General features: G+C 64.5%; 14 protein-coding genes and 2 pseudogenes. 5 read left to right on the forward strand and 11 right to left on the reverse strand.

All coding sequences use genetic code 11. From position 1 onward, the window contains the following. Position 1 precedes the first annotated feature (1 nt). From ACM62G_RS00205 to ACM62G_RS00245, 9 genes and pseudogenes are all read right to left on the reverse strand, one after another. Entirely contained in the window at positions 2-775 is a 774-nt protein-coding gene (locus ACM62G_RS00205) for an HpcH/HpaI aldolase family protein (RefSeq protein ID WP_054062681.1), read from the reverse strand. After that, positions 769-2,649: an IucA/IucC family protein gene (locus ACM62G_RS00210; RefSeq protein ID WP_419736442.1), complete on the reverse strand. Its 1,881-nt coding sequence runs from the start codon at positions 2,647-2,649 to the stop codon at positions 769-771. Before ACM62G_RS00210 ends, ACM62G_RS00205 begins: the two co-directional genes overlap by 7 nt. Before the next feature lie 34 nt (positions 2,650-2,683). Further along, positions 2,684-4,090, reverse strand: a complete 1,407-nt coding sequence (locus ACM62G_RS00215; protein WP_273825619.1) for a DHA2 family efflux MFS transporter permease subunit — start codon at positions 4,088-4,090, stop codon at positions 2,684-2,686. After that, positions 4,087-5,310 (reverse strand): type III PLP-dependent enzyme, encoded by a 1,224-nt coding sequence (locus tag ACM62G_RS00220; protein WP_273825620.1) that lies wholly within the window; start codon positions 5,308-5,310, stop codon positions 4,087-4,089. The genes ACM62G_RS00215 and ACM62G_RS00220 overlap by 4 nt, the downstream gene beginning before the upstream one ends. Further along, positions 5,303-7,087: an IucA/IucC family protein gene (locus tag ACM62G_RS00225; RefSeq protein ID WP_419736443.1), complete on the reverse strand. Its 1,785-nt coding sequence runs from the start codon at positions 7,085-7,087 to the stop codon at positions 5,303-5,305. Before ACM62G_RS00225 ends, ACM62G_RS00220 begins: the two co-directional genes overlap by 8 nt. Before the next feature lie 255 nt (positions 7,088-7,342). Then, entirely contained in the window at positions 7,343-8,719 is a 1,377-nt protein-coding gene (locus ACM62G_RS00230) for a diaminobutyrate--2-oxoglutarate transaminase (protein ID WP_419736444.1), read from the reverse strand. Positions 8,720-9,046: 327 nt separating this feature from the next. After that, positions 9,047-11,451: pseudogene (locus ACM62G_RS00235) on the reverse strand (TonB-dependent siderophore receptor). Positions 11,452-11,519: 68 nt separating this feature from the next. Next, positions 11,520-12,482 carry a FecR domain-containing protein gene (locus tag ACM62G_RS00240; protein ID WP_054062687.1) on the reverse strand — a complete coding sequence of 321 codons (963 nt, stop codon included), beginning with the start codon at positions 12,480-12,482 and terminating at the stop codon, positions 11,520-11,522. Next, positions 12,482-12,991 (reverse strand): sigma-70 family RNA polymerase sigma factor, encoded by a 510-nt coding sequence (locus ACM62G_RS00245; protein ID WP_419736445.1) that lies wholly within the window; start codon positions 12,989-12,991, stop codon positions 12,482-12,484. The genes ACM62G_RS00240 and ACM62G_RS00245 overlap by 1 nt, the downstream gene beginning before the upstream one ends. A gap of 206 nt (positions 12,992-13,197) precedes the next feature. Here ACM62G_RS00245 and ACM62G_RS00250 point away from each other — a divergent pair. Together ACM62G_RS00250 and ACM62G_RS00255 are read left to right on the forward strand one after the other, a co-directional pair. Then, positions 13,198-13,851, forward strand: a pseudogene (locus ACM62G_RS00250) (sterol desaturase family protein); the annotation flags it as partial. 109 nt (positions 13,852-13,960) lie between these two features. Then, positions 13,961-14,290 (forward strand): hypothetical protein, encoded by a 330-nt coding sequence (locus ACM62G_RS00255; protein WP_054057386.1) that lies wholly within the window; start codon positions 13,961-13,963, stop codon positions 14,288-14,290. A gap of 14 nt (positions 14,291-14,304) precedes the next feature. On the opposite strand, the gene ACM62G_RS00260 is transcribed toward ACM62G_RS00255, so the two are convergent. Both ACM62G_RS00260 and ACM62G_RS00265 read right to left on the reverse strand, forming a co-directional pair. After that, on the reverse strand, positions 14,305-14,988 hold the full coding sequence (locus ACM62G_RS00260; protein WP_273825626.1) for an ATPase: 684 nt from the start codon (positions 14,986-14,988) through the stop codon (positions 14,305-14,307). A 369-nt stretch (positions 14,989-15,357) separates the two neighbouring features. Then, positions 15,358-16,689 (reverse strand): PLP-dependent aminotransferase family protein, encoded by a 1,332-nt coding sequence (locus ACM62G_RS00265; RefSeq protein WP_419736446.1) that lies wholly within the window; start codon positions 16,687-16,689, stop codon positions 15,358-15,360. Between the two features lie 98 nt (positions 16,690-16,787). Between ACM62G_RS00265 and ACM62G_RS00270 the strand changes: the two genes are divergently transcribed. The 3 genes from ACM62G_RS00270 (at position 16,788) to ACM62G_RS00280 (ending at position 21,116) form a co-directional block, all read left to right on the forward strand. Next, a complete protein-coding gene (locus ACM62G_RS00270; RefSeq protein WP_419736447.1) occupies positions 16,788-17,684 on the forward strand; it encodes a DMT family transporter in 897 nt (298 codons plus the stop codon). Positions 17,685-17,815: 131 nt separating this feature from the next. After that, entirely contained in the window at positions 17,816-19,075 is a 1,260-nt protein-coding gene (locus ACM62G_RS00275) for an IS256 family transposase (RefSeq protein WP_419736448.1), read from the forward strand. 187 nt (positions 19,076-19,262) lie between these two features. Next, positions 19,263-21,116: an ABC transporter ATP-binding protein gene (locus ACM62G_RS00280; RefSeq protein ID WP_419736449.1), complete on the forward strand. Its 1,854-nt coding sequence runs from the start codon at positions 19,263-19,265 to the stop codon at positions 21,114-21,116. The last annotated feature ends 28 nt before the right edge of the window (positions 21,117-21,144 follow it).

Raw genomic sequence — 21,144 nt, forward strand, 5'->3', positions numbered from 1 at the left:
GTCATTTTCCTTCTGCAGAAAGGGTGGCCAGGCGCGCTTGCAGCGCCCGGAAGGCAATACCGCGCTCATCGCCGAGAACAAAGGCGCGCACGCCCCGTTCCTGCCAGCGGGCGGCATCACCGGGTTGTCGGGGGATGGTGCAATACGGCACGCCCGCGGCCTGCGCGGCCTGCCAGGTATCGAGCAACGCCTGCTGCACGGCCGGCTGGTCGATCCGCCAGGGCATGCCCAGCGATTGCGACAGGTCGGCGGCGCCTTCGAGGATCATGTCCAGGCCCGGTACCGCGGCGATCTCGGCGGCGCGACGAACGCCTTCGGCGCTCTCGATCATCGCCACCAGCATGATCTGCTCATTGGCCTCGCCGACGTACTGCGCCAGGCTGTGCTTGCCGAACGCGCCGGGGCGCCCGGCGTTGAGGCTGCGCCGCCCCAGCGGGTGGTACTTGCAGGCGGCGATGGCCTCGGCCAGTTGCCCGGGGCTTTCGATCATCGGCAGGACGATGCCCTGGGCTCCGCCATCGAGCAGGCGCAGCAGGGTCTTGGGGTTGAGATCGGCGACCCGCACCAGTGGCGTAAGACCATAGGATTCGGCGGTGCGAATCATGTGCTCGACGGTTTCCGGATTGATCAGCACATGTTCCATGTCGATGATCACGAAGTCGAAACCGGCCTCGGCGATCAGCTCGATGGCCGCCGCCGCCGGGATCGAGCTGATCAGGCCGTAGACCGTCTCGCCCGCCTGCAACTTGCGCTTGAGCTGGTTGGTCCTCAGCATGCTTGCGGCCTGTAGGCGTGCAGCGGGTTGGGTACCGAGCGGAAGCGCCGCTCGCCGTCACCGAGCAGCCGGCGCTTGGTCAACTCCTCGACCTCGTAGCTGGGCGCGAATACGTCGAACAGCGCGAAACGCTCACGGTGCTGCGGATGGGCCGCCTGGTAGGCCAGGATCACCTCGGCGGTCATCTGCCAGAACAGCGCTTCGTCCAACTGGTACTGCTGGCGCAGGAAGATCGCCATTTCGGTCAGGCAGATGAAGAAGAAGCAGTCGCAGGAGAAGTCGCGTACCGCCTCGACATCGTCGGTGATGATGAACGAGTTGCGGTTGAGCCTGGCGTGGCTGGCCGGCAGCGGGACCAGGGTCGGGCACAGTTCCGGGCGCGCCAGATGGGCCGGCGAATAGCGGACGCCGTCGTGGAAGTCCTTGAGGGCGACACGCTGCGGCCACCCCTGCTTGACGATCAGCACGATGTTCTGGCCGTGGGACTCCATGCCGATGCCCTCGGCGTAAAGCATGTGGATGATCGGCGGCACGGTGACCTGCAGCAGCTGGCGGGTCCAGGCCTGCAGGCCGTACTGGCGGATCCAGGCATCGATGAACGGCGCCTGCGTGCCCTCGCCGTAACGATTCTCCACATGGCTCAGGCCGTTGAACGGCACCGCCTGCTCGTCGGCCCTGAGGTACGGGTGCAGACTCTCGCGCCAGATCGCCCCGAGGGTGCCGTAGGTCTGCGGCGCCCGGGACTCGGGCAGGTGGTCGTAGTCGAAGCTGACCCCGGCGACTTCGCCGAGGATGACGAAATCCAGCGCGCGGGCGGTGGCGTCGCTGGCAATCAGCTGCTGCAGCCAGTCGGTGATGATCGGTCCGTTCATCACCGTATGCCGGGCCAGGATGCGGGTACTGGAGGTGTTGGTCATGCTCATCGCCAGCTTGACGTACGGCCGCTCCCTGACGCTGGCATTGGCCAGCGTGCGGATCGACTGCTGGGCCCTGTAGGTATCGTCGGAGGTGCCCAGGTAGATCAGCTCGCCACTGAGCAGTTCCGGGTAGAACGTCGCGACGATGGTGTTCTCCCACTGCCAGGGGTGCACCGGCAGCAACTGGTAATCGTCGATACTGCGCCCCTGCCCGGCCAGGCTGCTGGCCAGCTGTTCCCAGCGCGCGGCACCGAACTCCTGGCGGATAAACGCCGCGAAGTCGAGGTTGCGCGAGTGGTTGACCGCCGCCCGCGAGTTGGCCACCGCCAGCCAGACCACGGCGATCGGCGTGGCGAACTCCGGCCCGTAGCGGAGGTTGTCCGCCAGGGAGAAACCGATGCGCGACTTGTAGCAGGGGTGATAGCTGTGGGCGTCCATGAAATGCTGCTCCAGGGCATCCACGTCCAGTTCATGGGCCGGCACCGCGGCGGCATAGCCCTGGCTGCGGGCCTGCAGGTCCTTGAGCTGGGTCTGCTCCAGTTCGAGGATGAAACGGGCCAGGTGCGGGCTGTCGCGGAACTCGCCGAGCCATTCGGCCAGGGCCTGGTGCAGGTCCGGGGTACTGCGCTGACCGTTGCCGTCGACCCGCTCCAGGCTGCCATGTTCGAGGCGGATCACCGCGAAGCTGTCGCTGAGCAGGCCATTGCAGTGGTACTGCACTGCGGCCTGTCGGGCATCACGGCCGTGTACGGTGAAACGATGCAGGCCGTCGCCCAGCGGTTGCGCCTCATAGGGCAGAACCGCTTCATACAGCAGGGTCTGCAGCAGTTGCCCGACCACCCGCTGCTGCACGGTGGCCCGGCAGCGCTTGTCGACCGTGGCCAGCCAGGCGGTGCTGGCCGGGTGGCCGAGTGGCGTTTTCCCCCATTGAGCGGTTGCCAATTCGAAAGTCGTCATGTCCGTACCTTGAAGAAGAGTGTCAAAAGAAGAGTCATCGCTGCTCGACGGCAGCGGGCCGGGCCTCGGCCGTTTCGTCGTGCTGCGGAAAACGCCAGGCGCATGGCAGCGCCAGCAGGATCAGGATGCCGGTGGCGATAAACACCTCGCTGATGGCCGCCGGGCTGGCCGCCTGCCCCGCCGGCCCCATGCGCCACTCCAGCCAGAGCGAGGCGATGACGATGGCCAGGGACGCCACCAGGCGCCGGGAGATGTTGTTCATCGCCGCCCCCTGGGTCACCATCGGCTCGGGCAAGGCATTGAGCCCAGCGGTGGTCACCGGCATGTAGGACAGGCCCAGGCCGGCGCCGCGGACCATCATCAGGGCGAACACCACGGCGATCGCCGCGTCGGCCTTGAGCAGTCCCAGGGCCAGGGTCGACAGGCCAGTGAGCAGCAGACCGCAGGCCACCACCGTGCGCGGTCCGTGGCGGTCGAGGATGTGTCCGCCCATCTGCCCGAACAGGCTGGCGAACGCCGCCGTGCACAGCAGCGCCAGGCCGGTCCAGATGGCGCTGTAGCCCAGCACCACCTGCACCAGCAACGGCAACAGCACCAGGCATTCGAACATGCCGACCGACTGCACCACGGCAATCACCACGCTCAGGCGATAACCGCGCAGGGCGAAGATCCGCAGGTTCAGCAGCGGCGCCTGGCGGCTCAACTCCACCCGGACAAACGCCACCAGGCACAGCAGACCGGCCAGCAGCATGCCCAGGTCGAGGGGATCGAGCAGCGTGCTGGCGTGGCGCAGGCCGCTGATGGACACCATCAGCAGACCGATACCGGCCGCGATCAGCAGGTAGCCGGCCAGGTCGAACGGCTGCCGCTCGGCGGGCTCCGAATCCGGCAGCACCACCATCCCCAGCACCAGCGCCAGCAGGCCGATCGGCACGTTCATCAAAAACAGCGAGCGCCAGCTGAACCACTCCAGCAGCAGGCTGCCGCACAGCGGCCCGAGTGCCGGGGCGAGCATCACCGCCGCACTCCACAGGCCGGTGACCCGCCCCCGTTCGGGCTTGGCGTAGACCGAGAAGATGATCGCCAGCGACAGCGGAATCATCAGCCCGCTGGCAATGCCCTGCACCACCCGGGCGGTGATCACCAGGCTGATCGAATTGGCAACGGCGCCGAGCAGCGAGGCACCGACGAACAGTGCCACGCCCCACAGGTACAGGCGCTTGCGCCCCAGGCGCTGGCTGAGGAAGCTGGTCAGCGGCATGGTCATGCCCATGCTGGTCATGAACCCGGCGACGATCCAGGTCGCCAGCAACGGGCCGATCCCGAACACGTTCATGAACATCGGCAGCGCCGGGTTCAGCGAACTGTTGCTCAGGCTGACCGTCAGCGTCCCCAACAGGACGTTGAACACCACCCAGCGCCGCTGCACGGCGAACCTCACGCCCACTGGCCGTTGCCCCGCAGCAGTTCGCCCTGGCGCACGAAGAGTTGCGGCGGCCTGGGATGACAGAGGAAGTCGGCATGGGAGATGTTGTAGCCGTAGGCCCCGGCCAGCGGCAGTACCAGCAGGTCACCGACTTCGACCCCCTTGAGCGGCCGGGCGCGGCTGAGCACATCCTTGGGCGTGCACAGTTGGCCAACCACCGTGTACAGCCGTTGCGGCGCGTGCGCCGACACTGCCGTGCGCGGCAGGTGCAGCACCGGATGATCATGGCTCTGCGCCGCCGGCAGGCGGAACTGGTGGGTCCCGCCACGGCAGACCAGGAAGTTCACGCCGTGGCTGCTCTTGCGGTCCAGCACCTCGATCACGTAGTAGCCACAGAAGGCACTGATGAAGCGCCCGGGCTCGAAGCGCAGCACCGGGGCATCGGCCTGCCCGGCGAGCCGGCGCTCCAGGTAGCGGCACAAGCGCTGCCAGTCGAACTGTGGACCGCCCAGGTAGTCGACACCGATACCACCGCCGACGTTGAAATGCGTCAGTTGCTCGGGATAGGCCGCCAGCGCCCGCCACTGCTCCCAGCGTTGCAGGTAGAAATCCAGCAGTTGCTCATGGCGCTCCACCGACAACTGATGGGACATGGCGTGCACATGGAAGCCCTTGAGGCTCAGGTGGCTGGCACTGTCGACCCGTTGCACCGCCAGGGCCAGGTCCGCCTCGTCGATGCCGAACGGCGTGGCGGTACCGGCCATCGCCAGCTTGCTCGACAGGGTCGGTGGCAGTTGCGGGTTGACCCGGATGAACACCGGCTGCACCCGCCCGACCTGGTTGGCCAGCCGTTGCAGGCGCTCGATCTCGTTGAGGCTTTCCACATGGATGGCCTCGACCTGGTGCTCCAGTGCCGCACGCAGATCGGAGTCGAGCTTGCCCGGGCCGGAAAACACGTAGGGCTTGCGGGTCGGGCAGGCCATCACCCGCTCGATCTCGCCCCCCGAGGAAATCTCGAAACCGCTCACCAGCGGCGCCAGGGCTTCGAGCATCGGCGCCTCGCTGTTGGCCTTGATCGCGTAGTACAGCTCGACGCCGGCCGGCAGCGCCGCCATCACCTGGCGCACATGCCCGACAAGCGCATCGAGGTCGTGGATGAACACCGCCAGCGGATCGCTGCTCATGGCCCGGGCGTCACGAATCGCGCCCAGAACGGTTTCAGGCAACTCAGCCATAGCGAACCTCCTCGCTCCAGGGTGAATGCAGGTTGACGTAACCCGCCTGACGGTCAGCCGCGGCCGCCAACCGCACCTTGAGGTTGGTCTTGCAGGCGATCGGCTGGCCGGCGATCAGCGCGTCGAGCTCCGGCGCCGGGCCGACCAGTTCTTCGCGAATGCTGCGCAGTTGCCGTTCCACCTGCCGCCACATCAGCGGCGCCAGGTGTGCCCGCTCCCAGCTCAGGGCGAGCACCGCCTCGGACAGGTTGTTGATCAGCAGGCAATAGCTGATCCGGCTCCAGCCCTGGGCACGGGAATACAGCAATGACTGCCGGACCCGCGGATGCAGGCCGACCTCGATGTGGCCCGCGCCCAGCTCCTCGGTCAGCTTGACGCCCTCGAAGTCGCGCAGCAGCAGTTGCCGGGGCTGGCCGGCGTCGTGGATCAGCACGGTGTTCTGCAGGTGCGGCTCCATCACCACACCGTGGTTGAAGAACAGCGCCATCACCGGCCTCAGCAGCAGGGCCTGGTAGCGCTCGAACCAGTCCAGCAACTGGCTGTCTTCCAGCGGCTGGTCATGAAAGCCCTGCAGAAAGCCGTGCACCAGCGGCCGCGAATGAATATCGCGGGCGAACAGCGTGCCGGCCATGACACTGCGATCGGCACCGGCCCGCCGACAGAAGTTTTCCCGCAGGATCGCCCCGGTCTGTTCGCGGAACCAGTGGGCATCGGCTTCGTCGGCCTGCTGCGGTGCCCAGCTCACCGAGCCGGGCTCGGCCACGGTCGACAGGCCACCCAGGGTCTGCGGCGTGCTCTGCTGCAGGCGCTGGAACAACTGGTCGATGATCAGCGTGCTTTCCAGTTCGTACCAGGCGTTCTTGCGCACGCAGTTGGTGATGCGCACATTCAGCGAACCCTTGATGAAATAGTCATGCCCTTCGATGTACCAGGTGCGCATCGAGGCGGTCGGGCTGGCCAATGGACCGGTGGTGCCATGGTCGAAGATCTGGCCCTGTTCCAGCAGGCGCCGGACCCGACGGTCCTGCATGAACAGTTGCCCCTGTACCGGATGCATGCACAGCATGGCGTGGCCTGGCCGGGCCCGGCGCTGGTCGGCGAAACCGGTCAGCACCTGTTCCTCGCTCAAGCCGTTGGCAGTGATCCGCAGGCCCTGCAGCGGTACCTCGAACAGGTGCAGCGCCGTGCGTGCCTGGAACTCCGGGGCATAGGTTTCCTGGGCCAGATGGGCCGGCCACAGGCGCGCCTTGGGGGCGGGATGGTTGGGATGACCGAACCACAGCCCCTGCTCGCTGGCGAGGTAGTCGCGCAGGGGGTCCGGCCGTTGCTCGTCGAGATTATGCGCGACGATGGCCGCGGTCAGGTGCTGGCTCTGCAGGACCTGATCGAGCAGTTCTTCGTTGCTGGCGTTGGTCATGTGCTCGCAGGCCGCCAGCAGCTGTTCGACGAATTCGGGGAACGCCAGGCAATGCCAGGCACCCGGCCCCTTGCGCGCATAGACGTCGGACAGGTAGCGATGGCTGCCCAGGCGGTCGCGGCGATCCACCAGCACGAAGAACTGTTGCTGGTTCGGCAGGCTGATGGTCAGCGGAATGCCCTTCCAGGCCAGCCCCTCCAGGTAACAGCCGGGAGCGATGCCCTCCATCTGCTGCGGCCATTCATAACGCAGGCAGTTCTCGGGTAGCGCGAATTCCTTGATCAGGCAATTGAGCAACGCGCGAGTGCTCGCCAACTCACTCACCATTTTCGAAATAACAGCACGATCGGGATTATTCATGGTCGCTCCACATTGGCCGCAGCCTCACCGGGGACGTGATATCGCAATGACGACACGTGGCATTCATTGCCAGAAAACAGCCAGTTTCTTTCCATAATAAGCAGATAACTCGAAGTGGATATTCGACAAACTCTGCAACTACCTGAAGTTGCCCCTTGATGACCGGAACCAGGCAACAGCCAAGTGCACCGCATCAATCATCGCGGTGGGTTTTCAGCATTCATCAATATTGGGCAAACAGTGTCGCGAACAACTTCAGCCGCGTATCTGCGACAGGGCGGCCGCCAGGGCCTTTTCAAACCGCTGGATGACCAGTCCGCATTGTTCGTCATCGATGATCAATGGCGGCAACAGGCGAATCACGTTGCCGTGGCGTCCGCCGCGCTCGAGCAGCAGCCCCTGCCGGAAGCAGTACTGCTGGATCGCCACCGCCAGTTGCGGATCACCGGGGAAGCTGCCGAGACGGTCGGCCGACTGGCGCTCGTCGACGATCTCGATACCCAGCATCAGGCCCGGCCCGCGGACCTGGCCGATGGCCGGGTGGCGTGCCTGCAGCAACTGCAGTTGCTCCTTGAGCCAGCGGCCGCGGGTTTCGGCCTGGGCCGCGAGGTCCTGCTCCTGCAGTACGCGCAAGGTCGCCAGACCCGTAGCCATGGCCATCTGGTTACCACGGAAGGTACCGGCGTGGTTGCCCGGCGACCAGGCATCGAATTCGCGCCTGAGCCCCAGCACCGCCAGGGGCAGGCCACCGCCGACCGCCTTGGACATGACGATGATGTCCGGCTCGATCCCGGCGTGCTCGAAGGCAAACATCCGGCCGGTACGGGCGAAGCCGGCCTGCACTTCATCGAGGATCAGCAGGATGCCGTGCTGGCGGGTGACCTCACGGATCCGGCGCAACCAGCCGGCCGGCGCGCTGTTGACCCCGCCCTCGCCCTGCACCGCCTCGACGATCACCGCGGCCGGCAGGGACACGCCGCTTTCGACGTCCTCGATGAACTGGCTGAAGTAATAGCCCAGCGCCTCGACCGCGGCCTCGCCACCGATACCCAGCGGGCAGCGGTATTCATGGGGATACGGCAGGAACTGCACCCCCGGCATCAGCGTGGCGATGGCATTTTTCGGCGCGGTGTTGCCGGTCAGCGCCAGGGCGCCATGGGTCATGCCGTGATAGGCGCCGCTGAAGCTGATCACCGTATTGCGCCCGGTGAAGGTCTTGGCCAGCTTGAGTGCCGCCTCCACCGCATCCGCCCCGGACGGCCCGCAGAACTGCAGGCAGTAGTCCCGTCCCTGCCCCGGCAGCAGGCCGAGCAGGGTTTCGCTGAAGGCATCCTTGACCGGCGTGGTCAGGTCGAGGGTGTGCATCGGCAGGCCCGAAGACAGGAAACTGTCCAGGGCCCCCATGATCGCCGCATGGTTGTGCCCCAGCGCCAGGGTGCCGGCACCGGCCAGGCAGTCGAGGTAGGTATGGCCTTCGACATCCGTCACCCACACGCCATGGGCCTTGGCAATCGCCAGCGGCAACTTGCGCGGATAACTGCGCACATTGGATTCGAACTTGCCTTGACGAGCCAGATAATCGGCATTGGTTTGCCGCACAGGATTAGAATGCAATAGGCCATCATTCAACATCTGCTCACCCTCCATAATTCCTGAATGAAAATTATTACCAATGACTGACAAGTGCAACTGTTAGTTCCTGAATATTTAAAAATTCATGAAACTTGCGGAAACTTCGCAAAAAACATCAGACAGCCGGATACCCAAGCCTTATAAACTTGTAATATGCAAAGATGCGCTGCATGCGTTATGCATCTTCAATATAAAAACAACAGGTGCCGTTATATGTTCAAGGCATTATCCAACTTGCATATCGTCAAATGATTCGCTGCTGTTGCCGAACCGCGGAACGCGCAATGATCTTGCGCAGGCGCCGATCCCTGGCGCACCTGCCCCGAGTCAGAAGCCGACGGTGGCCGAGAGCAGATAGGTCCTGGGGGTCGACAGGGTCAGGCCGGGCTCGCTGTCATCCGAGGCACCGGCCGAACTCCAGTAGCGCTTGTCCATCACGTTCTCGACGCTGGCGCGCAAGGTGATGGACTTGTCGTCGATCTTGAAGGCGTAGCGGGCACCGACGTCGAAACGCTCCCAACTGTCGATTTCCTTGCTGTTGGCCTGATCCAGGTACTGCGAACTGGTGTAGATGCCACGGCCGGTCAGGGTCAGCCCCTCGACACCGGGGATGTCCCACTCGGCGCCCAGGTTGACGTTGTACTCGGGGTGGCCGGCGCGCGGTTGCCGTCGAAGGCGCCGTTGGTGGTGTTGTTCAGCTTGCTGTCGATGTACATCACGCCACCGAGCAGGCGAAAGCCCTTGAGCGGTTCGCCGAACACGCTCAGTTCCACACCGCGGTTCTGGCGCTTGCCGTTCGGGCCGAAGACCCGCGAAACGGCATTGGTCTCGTAGGCCGGCTGACGGATCTGGAAGGCCGCGGCAGTCAGGGCGACAGGGCCGAAGTCATACTTGGCACCGACCTCGAGCTGGCGGCTGATGAACGGCGGGAAGATCTCGTCCTCGTTGATCGAGGTCGACGGGGCGATCTTGCCCTGGCTCAAGCCCTCCATGTAGTTGGCGTACAGCGACAGCTCGTCGGTGGCCTTGAACAGGATGCCACCCGATGGCGAGACCTTCTCCTCGTCGTAGGAGGTATCGCCCTTGACGCCGTTGGTCCAGTCGTCGACCTTGACCCGCTGCCAGCGGGCGCCGAGGGTTAGCAGCAGGCGGTCATCGAAGAAGCCCAGGGTATCGGACAGTGCCACGCCAGTGAAGCGGTTCTCGGTATAGACCTTGTCGTCGTAGCGGGTGGGCGTCAGGGGGTCCGGTGTCTGCACCGGGTTGTAGAGGTTGCTTCGGCCCGTCGCGTAACGCGCCCCGCCGTTGGTGAAGTCCATGTAGAAGTCACTGGCCGCCAGGTTCAGCTCATGGCTGACGGAGCCGGTGTGGAACCAGCTGCGCACGCCCGCCGTGGCGGTGCGGACATTCTCGTCCCGGGTGAAATCCCGCGGCGAGACCGTAAAATCTCCGGCATTGTTGGTGATCGACACGGCGTGGCGCAGAAAGTCGTGGTTGCTCTTGCGCAGGCCGACACCGCCGTAGACCATCACCGAGTCGCTGAGGTCGTACTCGCCGTTCAGCGTGCCGAAGGTGTCCTTGGTGTGCGCCCAGCTCCAGGCCTGCGCATAGTTCCTGTGCACGTCGTTGGGGTTGGGCACCTTGGCGTTGGCGCCAATCTGTACCCGCTCCTGCGGCGCGTCGGTGTCACGTTCGGTATGGCCGATGTCGGTCGACAGGCGCAGGCGCTCGCCGCGAAAATCCAGGCCCAGCACCGCCATCTCGCGATCGACGCTCTGGTGATCCCAGGTGGTGTCGCCGGACTGCTTCACCCCGTTGAAACGGACACCGAACTGGTTCTCGTCACCGAACCGCCGACCGATATCCACGGCACCGCCAGTCTGGCTGTCGGAAGCGTAGCTGCCGGTGAACTCGGTGATCGGCTTGTCGGTGGCCCGCTTGGGCACCACGTTGATGCCACCGCCGACGCTGCCACGCGGCGAGATACCGTTGATCAACTGGGTCGGCCCCTTGAGGATATCCACCCGATCGGCCATTTCCATGTCGATGGTGTAGGTCGGCAGCACGCCATACAGGCCGTTATAGGACACGTCGCTGTTGAACAGGCTGAAACCGCGGATGGTGAACTGCTCGTAGCGCCCGCCGGCCGGGTTGGTGGCGCGAACCGAGGGGTCGCTGGCGATCAGGTCGCCGAGGGTACGGGCCTGCTGGTTCTTGACCGCCTCGCTGGTGTAGGTGGTCATGCTGAACGGTGTTTCCATGAAGTCCCGCGAGCCGAGCATCCCCTGCGAACCACGGCGCGCGACCTGGCCACCGGCATAGGCCTGGCCACCGGCAGCGCCATCGGCACCGAGGATCGAGGTGGTCGGCAACTGCACGCTGCCACTGCCCTGCGGGGCCGGCACCAGGGTGTAGGCCTGGTTGCCCACCGGCACCAGTTGCAGCCCCGAACCCTGCAGCAGGCGGGCGAAGCCTTCCTCCACCTCGTACTCGCCGGACAGGCCGTTGCTGTTGTGCCCGCTGACCAGCGCCGGGTCGACCGACAGGTTGACCCCCGCCAGCCCGGCGAAACGGGTCAGGGCCGCGCCGAGACTGCCAGCCGGGACTTCATAGCTACGACGGACACCGTTCTCCGCCCAGGCGGGCGCAACCAGCAACGGTGTGGAACTCAGACTCAGCACGAGGCCGAAACGCAACAGGGGACGCAAACGCAAGGGAGGCACTGCGGACATGGGAGAAAGCTCTCATATTTTGTTCACTTACCTGGAATGACCGGCGAGGTGAAAAAAAGGGACAGCCTTCAGGCAATATTTTTTTCCGCGACTTTTTTACGAGGTACCAGGGTGACCCAATAGCGGGTGCGCATGTGCACGTCCACCGGCAGGCTGGCGGTCAACAGCTCGAGGATGCGATCGGTGTTGTCGAGGCGGAAACTGCCGGTCAGGCGCAGCGTTTCCAGGGCCGGCTCCCAGCGCAGCAGGCCGCTGCGATAACGCCCCAGTTCACGCAGGAAGTCGCCCAGCGGCTGGTTCTGCGCCATCAGCACGCCGTCGCGCCAGCCCGGCAGTTGCCCGTCGAAGGCGCCCACCGCGCCCGCGCCGGAGGCACGCAGGCTGATTTCCCGGCCCTCGCCCAGCGACAGCGCCGGACCTTGCAACGGCTGCAACTGCACCGAACCGCTGACCACCGACACCCGGCAATCCTCGGCATTGAGGCGCACGCAGACCTCGCTGCGGCTGACGACGATACGCCCGTACGGCGCCTGGATGGTCAGGGCGTCGCCGCCCGGCACCTTGAGGGCCATTTCGCCACGCACCAGGGTCAGCCGCCGGGCCTTCATGTCGACGTTCACCGCGCTGGCGGTGTTCAGTTGCAGGGTGCTGCCGTCGGCCAGCGGTATGCGCTTGCGCTCGCCGGTGGAGGTCTGCAGGTCGGCCCGCCAGACCTCCAGCGGCAGTTGCCGACCGATCAGCCAGGCGGCCGGTACCAGCGCCGCCACGCCGAGGGCACGCTTGAGCACGGCACGTCGCCCCGGATCCGGACGATCCAGGGTGGCCATGGCCAGCGCCGTGGGCAACCCGGAAAAACGCTGGCGCAACAACTGCGCCTTCTGCCAGGCGGACTCGTGGGCACTGCTGCTTTCGCGCCAATGCTGCAGCTTGCGGCGGTCATCCTCGTTGGCCGCACCCGATTCCATCAGCGCCAGCCATTGCCCCGCGGCGCGGGCCACGGCACGGGCCTCGGGCGTAGCATTGGAATACATCAGAGTTCCACCAGCAGGCAGTGTTCGTAGGCCTGGGCCATGTAGCGCTTGACGGTCCGCTCCGAGACCTGCAGGCGCTCGGCGATCTGGCGATAGCCCAACCCTTCGAGCTGGCTCCAGAGAAAGGCGCGGCGCACCACGGCCGGCATGCCATCGAGCAGTTCGTCCAGGGCCTGCAGGGTTTCGAGCCATACCCAGCGCTGCTCCGGCGACGGCACGCACTCCTCGGGCAACTGGGCCAGGGCTTCCAGATAGGCCTGTTCCAGGCTACGTCGGGTGTAGAAATTGCTCAGCAGGCGCTTGCCGATCGTCAACAGGAACGCCCGCGGCTCACGCAGCTCGACCAGCGGCTGCGCGCTGGACAACACCCGCAGGAAGGTGTCCTGGCTCAGGTCGGCGGCATCCCAGGCGTTGCCCATGCGCCGCCGCAGCCAGCCTTCCAGCCAGCTGCCGTGATCGCGGTACAGGGTATGCAGGGTGTGCTCCGTTGGCGTCGTGGCTTCAATCATGGGAGAGAACCTGAGCGTAAGGGTGTTAATGAGACTGATTCTAATTAGTGTTACATCCATAAACCAAGTCTTTTTGTGAAAATGCTTACAATCAGGAGGGCTGGCGTCTGTCGGGCCCGATCTCTTCACCCCTGAACCGGACCGCCGCCGCCCCACGCGCCGGCTGCTACGCTGCTGTCAATCACCACAACAGCTGGAGCCCGACCATGCGCAACCCCATCCCGGACTTCCGCGCGCGTTACCGCGCCGCCGTTCACCCGCGCTACAACCCTTGGCTGCATGGGGGTTTCGTGCTGGCTTACGGAGTGCTCTGCATCGGCCTGTTGTGGCACTCGCTGCACGCGTTGCAGCCAATGGAATGGCTGGCCCTGCCGCTGTCGCTGCTGTTCTTCAACCTGTGCATCTATGTCGTGCACCGCTGGCTGGGGCACCACCGGCAGCCGTTCGCCCGGCTGTTCTATGCCCGCCATACCGGTGACCATCACAGTTTCTTCGGCCCCGGCTACATGACCTGCGACACGGCACGGGATTGGCGGGTGGTGCTGTTTCCCGCCTGGCTGATCGTGCTCCACAGCCTGGTGTTCGCCCTGCCACTGTGGCTGGCCCTTCTGCCATTGAATGCCAATGTCGCGGCGCTGTTCGCCAGCGGCACCCTGCTCGGCTACCTGGTCTATGAGGTGTTCCACGCCTGCGAACACCTGCCGGCGAAGCATCCGCTGGCGCGCCTGCCGTGGATCCGCCAGATGCGCCGGCTGCATGAGCTGCACCATCGGCGCGAACTGATGCAGGGGCGCAATTTCAATATTGTGCTGCCATTGATGGACTATCTGTTCGGCACCTTGCACTGGGAACCGCTGGAGGACTGACAGGCCTCAGCCACCCGTCCAGACAGCAGGCACATTGATGGCCCCGCGACCGTTCAGCAACAGCCAGAATCACTTTATTTTCAGGCAGTTAGGTTGAGCATAGATGCGAACGGTATGGACCACGCTGATCTCGTTTTCCCTCGCAGGCGTAGCGCTGTGCGCCGATGGCAAGGAACTGAAGCCCAATGATCGCTACATGTGCAGTTGGGGGGCCGGCACCGCGGCGCGGGCGCAGGAACTGAAGCTGTCGGGGGTTTCGCTGTATGCCGCGCGGCAGAAGATCCAGGCCTACAAATTCAGCAAGGGCTGGATGCGCATGATGGCCCTGGGTATCACCGAACAGACCTACGACAGCCCGTCACGGCTCAAACCCGAGGCCATCCGCCGCGGTTTCTATGAGGATTGCGTCAAGTACAAACTGGCACGCCGCTGACTGGGAACGGCCGCTCAGTTGCTCGCCATCCGTTCCACATTGCCCGAGGTCACCAGCGCCTTGAGCGAGGCATCGAACCGTTTCAGGGCATCGACCTGCAGGTCGCGCTGCTGGTTGATCTGTGCGGCGATCTCCGGCGCGGCCTTGCCCTTGACCCACACCGAAGACAGTTGCTTGCCGGTGGAGCCTTCGGCCTGGCCGATGTATTGCAGGTTCGAGTCATAGAACTTGGCGATGAAGCGGGCCTCGAACTGGTTGTTGCGCTTGGTGACCAGGCGGCTGTAGGTATCGAGCATCACCACCACGTCAGGGCGGGCCTGCACCACCGCATCGAGGTTGTCGTAAACGGTCACCGAAGCGAATTGCTTCTGCAACGAACCCTTGAGCCAGTCGATCGCCAATTTCGGGTCCGAACTGTTGACGAAGGCGCTGCTGATGCGCGAATCGAGGGCATCGTTCTTCGCCCCGTTCAGCGCAACGCTGTGGTAGCGCTCCAGGTACTCGAGCGTATTGACGGTGTTTTCGCTGTACAGCACACCGACCGAGCGGGCCTGCTTCAGGCTGAAGCCGCTGTCGGCCACCGGCAGGAAGTGGCAGGCCTGGTCGCCATTGGCGCTCTCGGCGGCCTGGGCGGGAAAGGTGGTGGCGATACCTGTGCTGAGGACGGCGACAAAAGCCAGCAGGGTTGAAATTTTCATCGCTCGGGTTCCTTCAAAAGCAGGTTCGGTATGTCGCTATCTTCCTCTTTCGCTCAAAAAACAGAACTTGCGTTTTTTGATGGTCACTATCAACCGAACGAATGATGGAAGGCAGCAAGCTGCAAGGGCTGACATTTGCGCCGACCTCGCCCCCCTTCCCTGGCAGTAGGCCGTGCTACTGCTTACGCAACTGCCACACACATGCTGCAGATACAGGCTCTAGCCTAGCAGAGCGCTGGCACCGATGTAGGGTTTTTCTGACCCTTTGGACAGCCTGCATTCAAGATTCGGCAACGGCCAGGCCAGCGCTATAACCCCCTGTGCTATCGAGTCCACGATCCAGCACTTTTGCGTCTGAACAGCGGCCGATCAGGACGCGGCCTCGATCACCCATTTCACCTTTTTCAGCGCTTCACGCAGCACCGTCATGTCCACCGAACCGAGCGCCAGACGGATCGCATGGGGCACATGGGCCGAAACGGCAAAGGGCTCGGCGGTCGACACCGAGACGTTCAGGTCCAGCAGCGCCTTGGTGATCCGGTCCGCCCGCGCCTCCTCGGCCAGCGGCAGCCAGAGAAAGTAGGAGGCGGGATGGGTGATGCACGGCAACCCCGCCAGCACCTCGGCGGCCAGGGCCTGGCGGGCGCGGGCATCGCGGCGTTTTTCGGTTTCCAGGCGGGCGACCGTGCCATCCTCCAGCCAGGCACAGGCCAGGGCCGTCATCACCCCCGGCGTGTTCCAGGTGGTGGCCCTGATCGCCCGCTGCACCAGCGGCACCAGGGGCAACGGCGCGGCGACAAAGCCGACCCGCAGGCCGGTGGCGACGTTCTTCGACAGCCCCGAAACATAAATCGTCCGCTCGGGCGCCAACGCGATCAGCGGTGCCGGTGGATCTTCGGCCAGGAACGCATAGGCACCGTCCTCGATCAGCCAGAGATCGTGCCGCCGGGCCAGGGCCACCAGATGCTCGCGCTGCTCGAGATCCAGCACCCAGCCCAACGGGTTGTGCAGCGTCGGGATGGTGTAGAGCGCCCGCACGCGGCGTGTTCGACACAGTTGCTCGAGCGCCGCCAGGTCGGGCCCGTGCGGGAGCACGGGGATCGGCAGAATTTCCAGGTGCAGGGCCTCGGCGATCACCTTGAAACCGGAATAGGTCAAGGCATCGGCGGCGATCACGTCGCCAGGCTGCAGCAGCGCCATCATCGTCACCGCCAGGCCATGCTGGGCGCCGCCGACGATGAGCACCTGCTCGGGCGTGACGTTGACGCCACGCACTCGCAGATGGCGGGCCACGCTGTTGCGCTCGTGCTGGCGGCCCGCGTGGGGCTGGTAGCGCAGCAGGGCCTCGAGGTCGCCCGACAGCGCCAGTTGGCGCAGGCCGTTGCGCAGCAGCTCCGACTGGCCTGGCAGCGAGGGATAGTTGAAGTTGAGGTCGGCCACGCCCACGGCGATTTCCGGCTGGTCGATGCCCTGCCCCGGCGGCAGGGTGGTTTCCCGGACGAAGGTGCCGCGCCCGGTCTCGCCGCTGACCAGGCCCATGTTCTCCAGCTCGCCATAGACCCGCGTGGCGGTGACCAGCGCCACCCCGTGGGTTTCGGCCAACTGCCGGTGGGTCGGCAGGCGGCTGCCCGGTGACAGCCTGCCCGAGCGGATATCCGCGGCGAGGGTGTCGACCAGCCTCTTGTAGCGCAGACGTGGCATGTGAAAGCGTATCCATGACAATTTTTTGATTGTCATTATCGTCGACCCTAGCATGCCCTTCATGCAACCCCCACGTGAGCCGAGGAGCCTGCTGCCGAATGGAACAGCTATCGAACCTGCAACAATCGACCACCCGCCAGCGCACGCAAGGATGGCTCAACGGCCTGATCGGCGTGGTGATTTTCAGTGGCTCGCTGCCCACCACACGGCTGGCGGTGCTGGAGTTCGACCCGGTGTTTCTCACGGTGGCCCGCGCCAGCATCGCCGGCTTGCTGGCGCTCGCCCTGCTCTGGATCTTCAGGGAACGGCGACCGGCCCGGGGCCAGTGGCTGTCGTTGCTGGTCGTGGCCCTGGGTGTCGTTGTCGGTTTTCCCTTGCTGACGGCACTGGCCCTGCAGCACGTGACCTCGGCGCACTCCATCGTCTTCGTCGGTTTGCTGCCGCTGGCCACGGCGATCTTTGGCGTGTTGCGCGGCGGTGAGCGGCCAAGGCCGGCGTTCTGGTGCTTTTCGGTACTGGGCAGTCTGCTGGTGGTCGGTTATGCGCTGGCCCAGGGGCTCAGCGCGTCGCCCGTGGGCGATCTGCTGATGCTGGCGGCGATTGTGGTCTGTGGCCTGGGTTATGCCGAAGGGGCCAGGCTGTCGCGCACCCTCGGCGGTTGGCAGGTGATCTGCTGGGCGCTGGTGCTGTCGTTGCCGGTGATGCTGGTATTGAGCGGGGCTTGCGCGCCGCCGAGCTTCTCGGGCATTACGCCGGCGGCCTGGGCCAGCCTGGGGTATGTGTCGCTGTTCAGTATGCTGATCGGGTTCGTGTTCTGGTACCGGGGGCTGGCTCAGGGAGGGATTGCCGCGGTGGGACAGTTGCAGTTGCTGCAGCCTTTCTTTGGCTTGGCGTTGGCGGCAACGTTGTTGCATGAGCGGGTGAGCGTGGGGATGGTGGCGGTGACAGTGGCGGTGATTTTCTGTGTGGCGGGGGCTCGCAGGTTTTCTCGGTAGAGGCTGGGAGAGCTTCTGAAAATCGAAGCGCGTTGCCGGCGTGATCGACTGCGCTGGGGACTGTCATGGAAAAAACCCGGGACTGTCAGTAATTTTGTGTTCGGGCATCACATGCGTTTAAGGTGCATGACATGCCAAGCAAAAAGACCCCGGCCAGCAAGGCCAAAAAAGACCTGCCATCCATTCCCAAGGAGCTGGTCGAGCAGTTCGTCAAAGGCCCAATGACAGCCGAGGCGATTCAAGACATCTCGATGGCCTTCAAAAAGGCGTTGGTCGAGCGCGCACTGGGTGCGGAGCTCGGCCAGCACCTGGGCTACCCGCCGGGCGAAGAGCGCCCCGAGGGCACCGGGAATCAGCGCAACGGCACCAGCGGCAAGACGGTTCTGACCGACGACGGCCCGCTTAAATTGGACATCCCGCGTGATCGCGATGGCAGTTTCTCTCCGATCCTGATTCCCAAGCATGAGCGTCGTTTTACCGGTTTCGATGACAAGATCATTGCGATGTACGCGCGTGGCATGACGGTGCGGGAGATCAGCGCCTTCCTTCGCGAACAATACGGCACGGACGTTTCCCACGACTTCATCAGCTCAGTGACTGACGCCGTGATGGAGGAAGTGGTTGCGTGGCAGCAGCGGCCTCTGGAACCGATGTATCCGGTGATTTTCTTCGATGCCTTACGTGTCAAGATCCGCGATGAAGGCATGGTACGCAACAAGGCGATCTACCTCGCACTGGGCGTTTTACCCGACGGCACTCGGGATATCCTGGGCATCTGGATCGAGAACACCGAAGGCGCCAAGTTCTGGTTGAAGGTGTTCAACGATCTGCGCAACCGAGGCGTCGAGGATGTACTGATTGCGGTCACTGATGGGCTCAAAGGCATGCCAGAAGCACTGGCGGCTGTTTACCCTGAGGCCACCTTGCAAACCTGCCTCGTTCACCTGATCCGCAACAGCCTGGACTTCGCCCCATGGGACAAGCGCAAGGGCTTGGCTAAGGCACTGAAACCGATCTATCAGGCTCTGAACGCAGTCGCGGCAGAGCAAGCCTTGAACGACTTCGAGACGGGCCCTTGGGGCAAGCAGTATCCGACGGTAGTTGCTTCGTGGCGGCGGGCGTGGGATCGCGTGATACCGTTCTTCGTGTTTCCACAGGCCATACGCAAGGTGATCTACACCACCAATGCCATCGAAAGCATCAATGCCCAGTTGCGTAAGATCATCAAAACGCGCGGGCACTTCCCGAACGACGACGCGGCGACCAAGCTGATCTGGCTGGTGCTGCGAAACATCACCGCAGACTGGGGGCGAGCTGCGAATGATTGGAAAGGTGCAATGAATCAATTTGCGATCCTTTACGGGGATCGTTTCACCAGGCCGACCTGGTAATTTCATGTCCGTCAGGTGACGGGCGGTAACCGCCCGCACACAAAAAATCTGACAGTCCCAAAAACCCTATAAAACAATAAGAAAAGCCCTCTCTGAGAACGTCCTGAAGCGGGTCGATGAGGGTCTTTCCGGTCGAGATCCGACTCTCTTGATAGACTCTCTGCAACGTCACCACCCGGAGATCACTGTGCTTCGTACGTTTGAACGATGGCTCGACCCCTTCCCGCCCGACGAGGTGCCACCGCCGCCCATGGGCCTGCTGCGGTTCCTCTGGGCCTGCACCCGCGGCGCCCGCGGCTACATCCTCGCACTGGCACTGCTCAGCGCCGGGGTATCGATCTACGAAGCCTGGCTGTTTTCCTTCCTCGGGCAGGTGGTCGACCTGCTTTCCAGCTGGAAGGCCGGCGGCGCCGCCAGCGGCGAGGAAAGCCGCGTGCTGTGGGGCATCGGCATCGTGCTGCTGACCAGCATCGGCCTGGTGGCACTGCGCACCATGGTCCAGCACCAGGTCCTGGCGATCAACCTGCCGCTGCGGCTGCGCTGGGACTTCCACCGCCTGATGCTGCGGCAAAGCCTCTCGTTCTTTTCCGACGAGTTCTCCGGCCGGGTCACCACCAAGGTGATGCAGACGGCGCTGGCGGTGCGCGAAGTGCTGTTCACCGTCATCGAGATCCTCCCCGGTATCGGCGTGTACTTCATTGCGATCATCGCGCTGGCCGGCGGCTTCGCCCTGAAGCTGATGCTGCCGTTCGTGGCCTGGGTCGCCCTGTTCGGGCTGGCCATGCTGTACTTCGTGCCGCGCCTGGGACAAGTCGGCCAGGAACAGGCCCATGCGCGCTCGTCCATGACCGGGCGGGTCTCGGACGCCTACACCAATATCACCACCGTGAAGCTGTTCTCGCATTCCCGGCGCGAGGCACAGTTCGCCCGTGCGGCGATGGAAGACTTCAAGGACACCGGCTTTCGCCAGATGCGCCTGGTCAGCCAGTTCGAGATCGTCAACCAGGCGCTGGTGGTCGGCCTGATCCTGGGGGCCGGCGGTTATGCCCTGTGGCTGTGGCACCAGGGCGGGATCGGCACCGGTGCGGTCGCGGCGATCACTGCCATGGCCTTGCGGATCAACGGCATGTCGCACTGGATCATGTGGCAGATGACCTCGCTGTTCGAAAACATCGGCACCGTGCAGGATGGCATGGCCACCCTGACCCGCGGCCCCAAGGTGCAGGATGCGCCGAACGCCGGCGAACTGGTGACCTCGGGCGGCGCGGTGAGCTTCGATAACGTGAGCTTCAACTACAACGGTGAGCGCCAGGTGCTCGATGGTCTGAGCCTGCAGATCCGCGCGGGGGAAAAGATCGGCCTAGTGGGGCGTTCCGGCGCCGGCAAGTCCACGCTGATCAATCTGCTGCTGCGCTTCTACGACGTGGACCGCGGCGAGATCCGCATCGATGGGCAGAATATCGCCCAAGTCACCCAGGACAGCCTGCGCGGCGCCATCGGCATGGTCACCCAGGACACGTCCCTGCTGCACCGCTCCATCCGCGACAACATCGCCTACGGCCGCCCCGACGCGAGCGAGGCGCAGATTCGGGCCGCCGCGGCGAACGCCCAGGCCGACGGGTTCATCAGCCAACTGAGCGACCGGCAAGGCCATACCGGCTACGACACCCTGGTCGGTGAGCGCGGCATCAAGCTGTCGGGCGGGCAGCGCCAGCGCATCGCCATTGCCCGGGTGATGCTCAAGAACGCGCCGATCCTGCTGCTCGACGAGGCCACCAGCGCGCTGGATTCGGAGGTGGAAGTCGCCATCCAGGAAAGTCTCGACGAGATGATGGAGGGCAAGACCGTCATCGCCATCGCCCACCGGCTGTCCACCATCGCGGCCATGGACCGGCTCATCGTCATGGATGACGGGCGCATCATCGAGCAGGGCACCCACAGCGAACTGCTGGAGAAGAACGGCACCTACGCCCGGCTCTGGCAGCACCAGAGTGGTGGATTCCTGGGCGAGGACCTGGGCGTGGTGGAAGCAGTGGAGTAGCGAGAGCCCTGCGCGGCGGTTGAGGTGA

Source organism: Pseudomonas sp. COR18 (genome assembly GCF_048568395.1).
Classification (GTDB): domain Bacteria; phylum Pseudomonadota; class Gammaproteobacteria; order Pseudomonadales; family Pseudomonadaceae; genus Aquipseudomonas; species Aquipseudomonas fuscovaginae_B.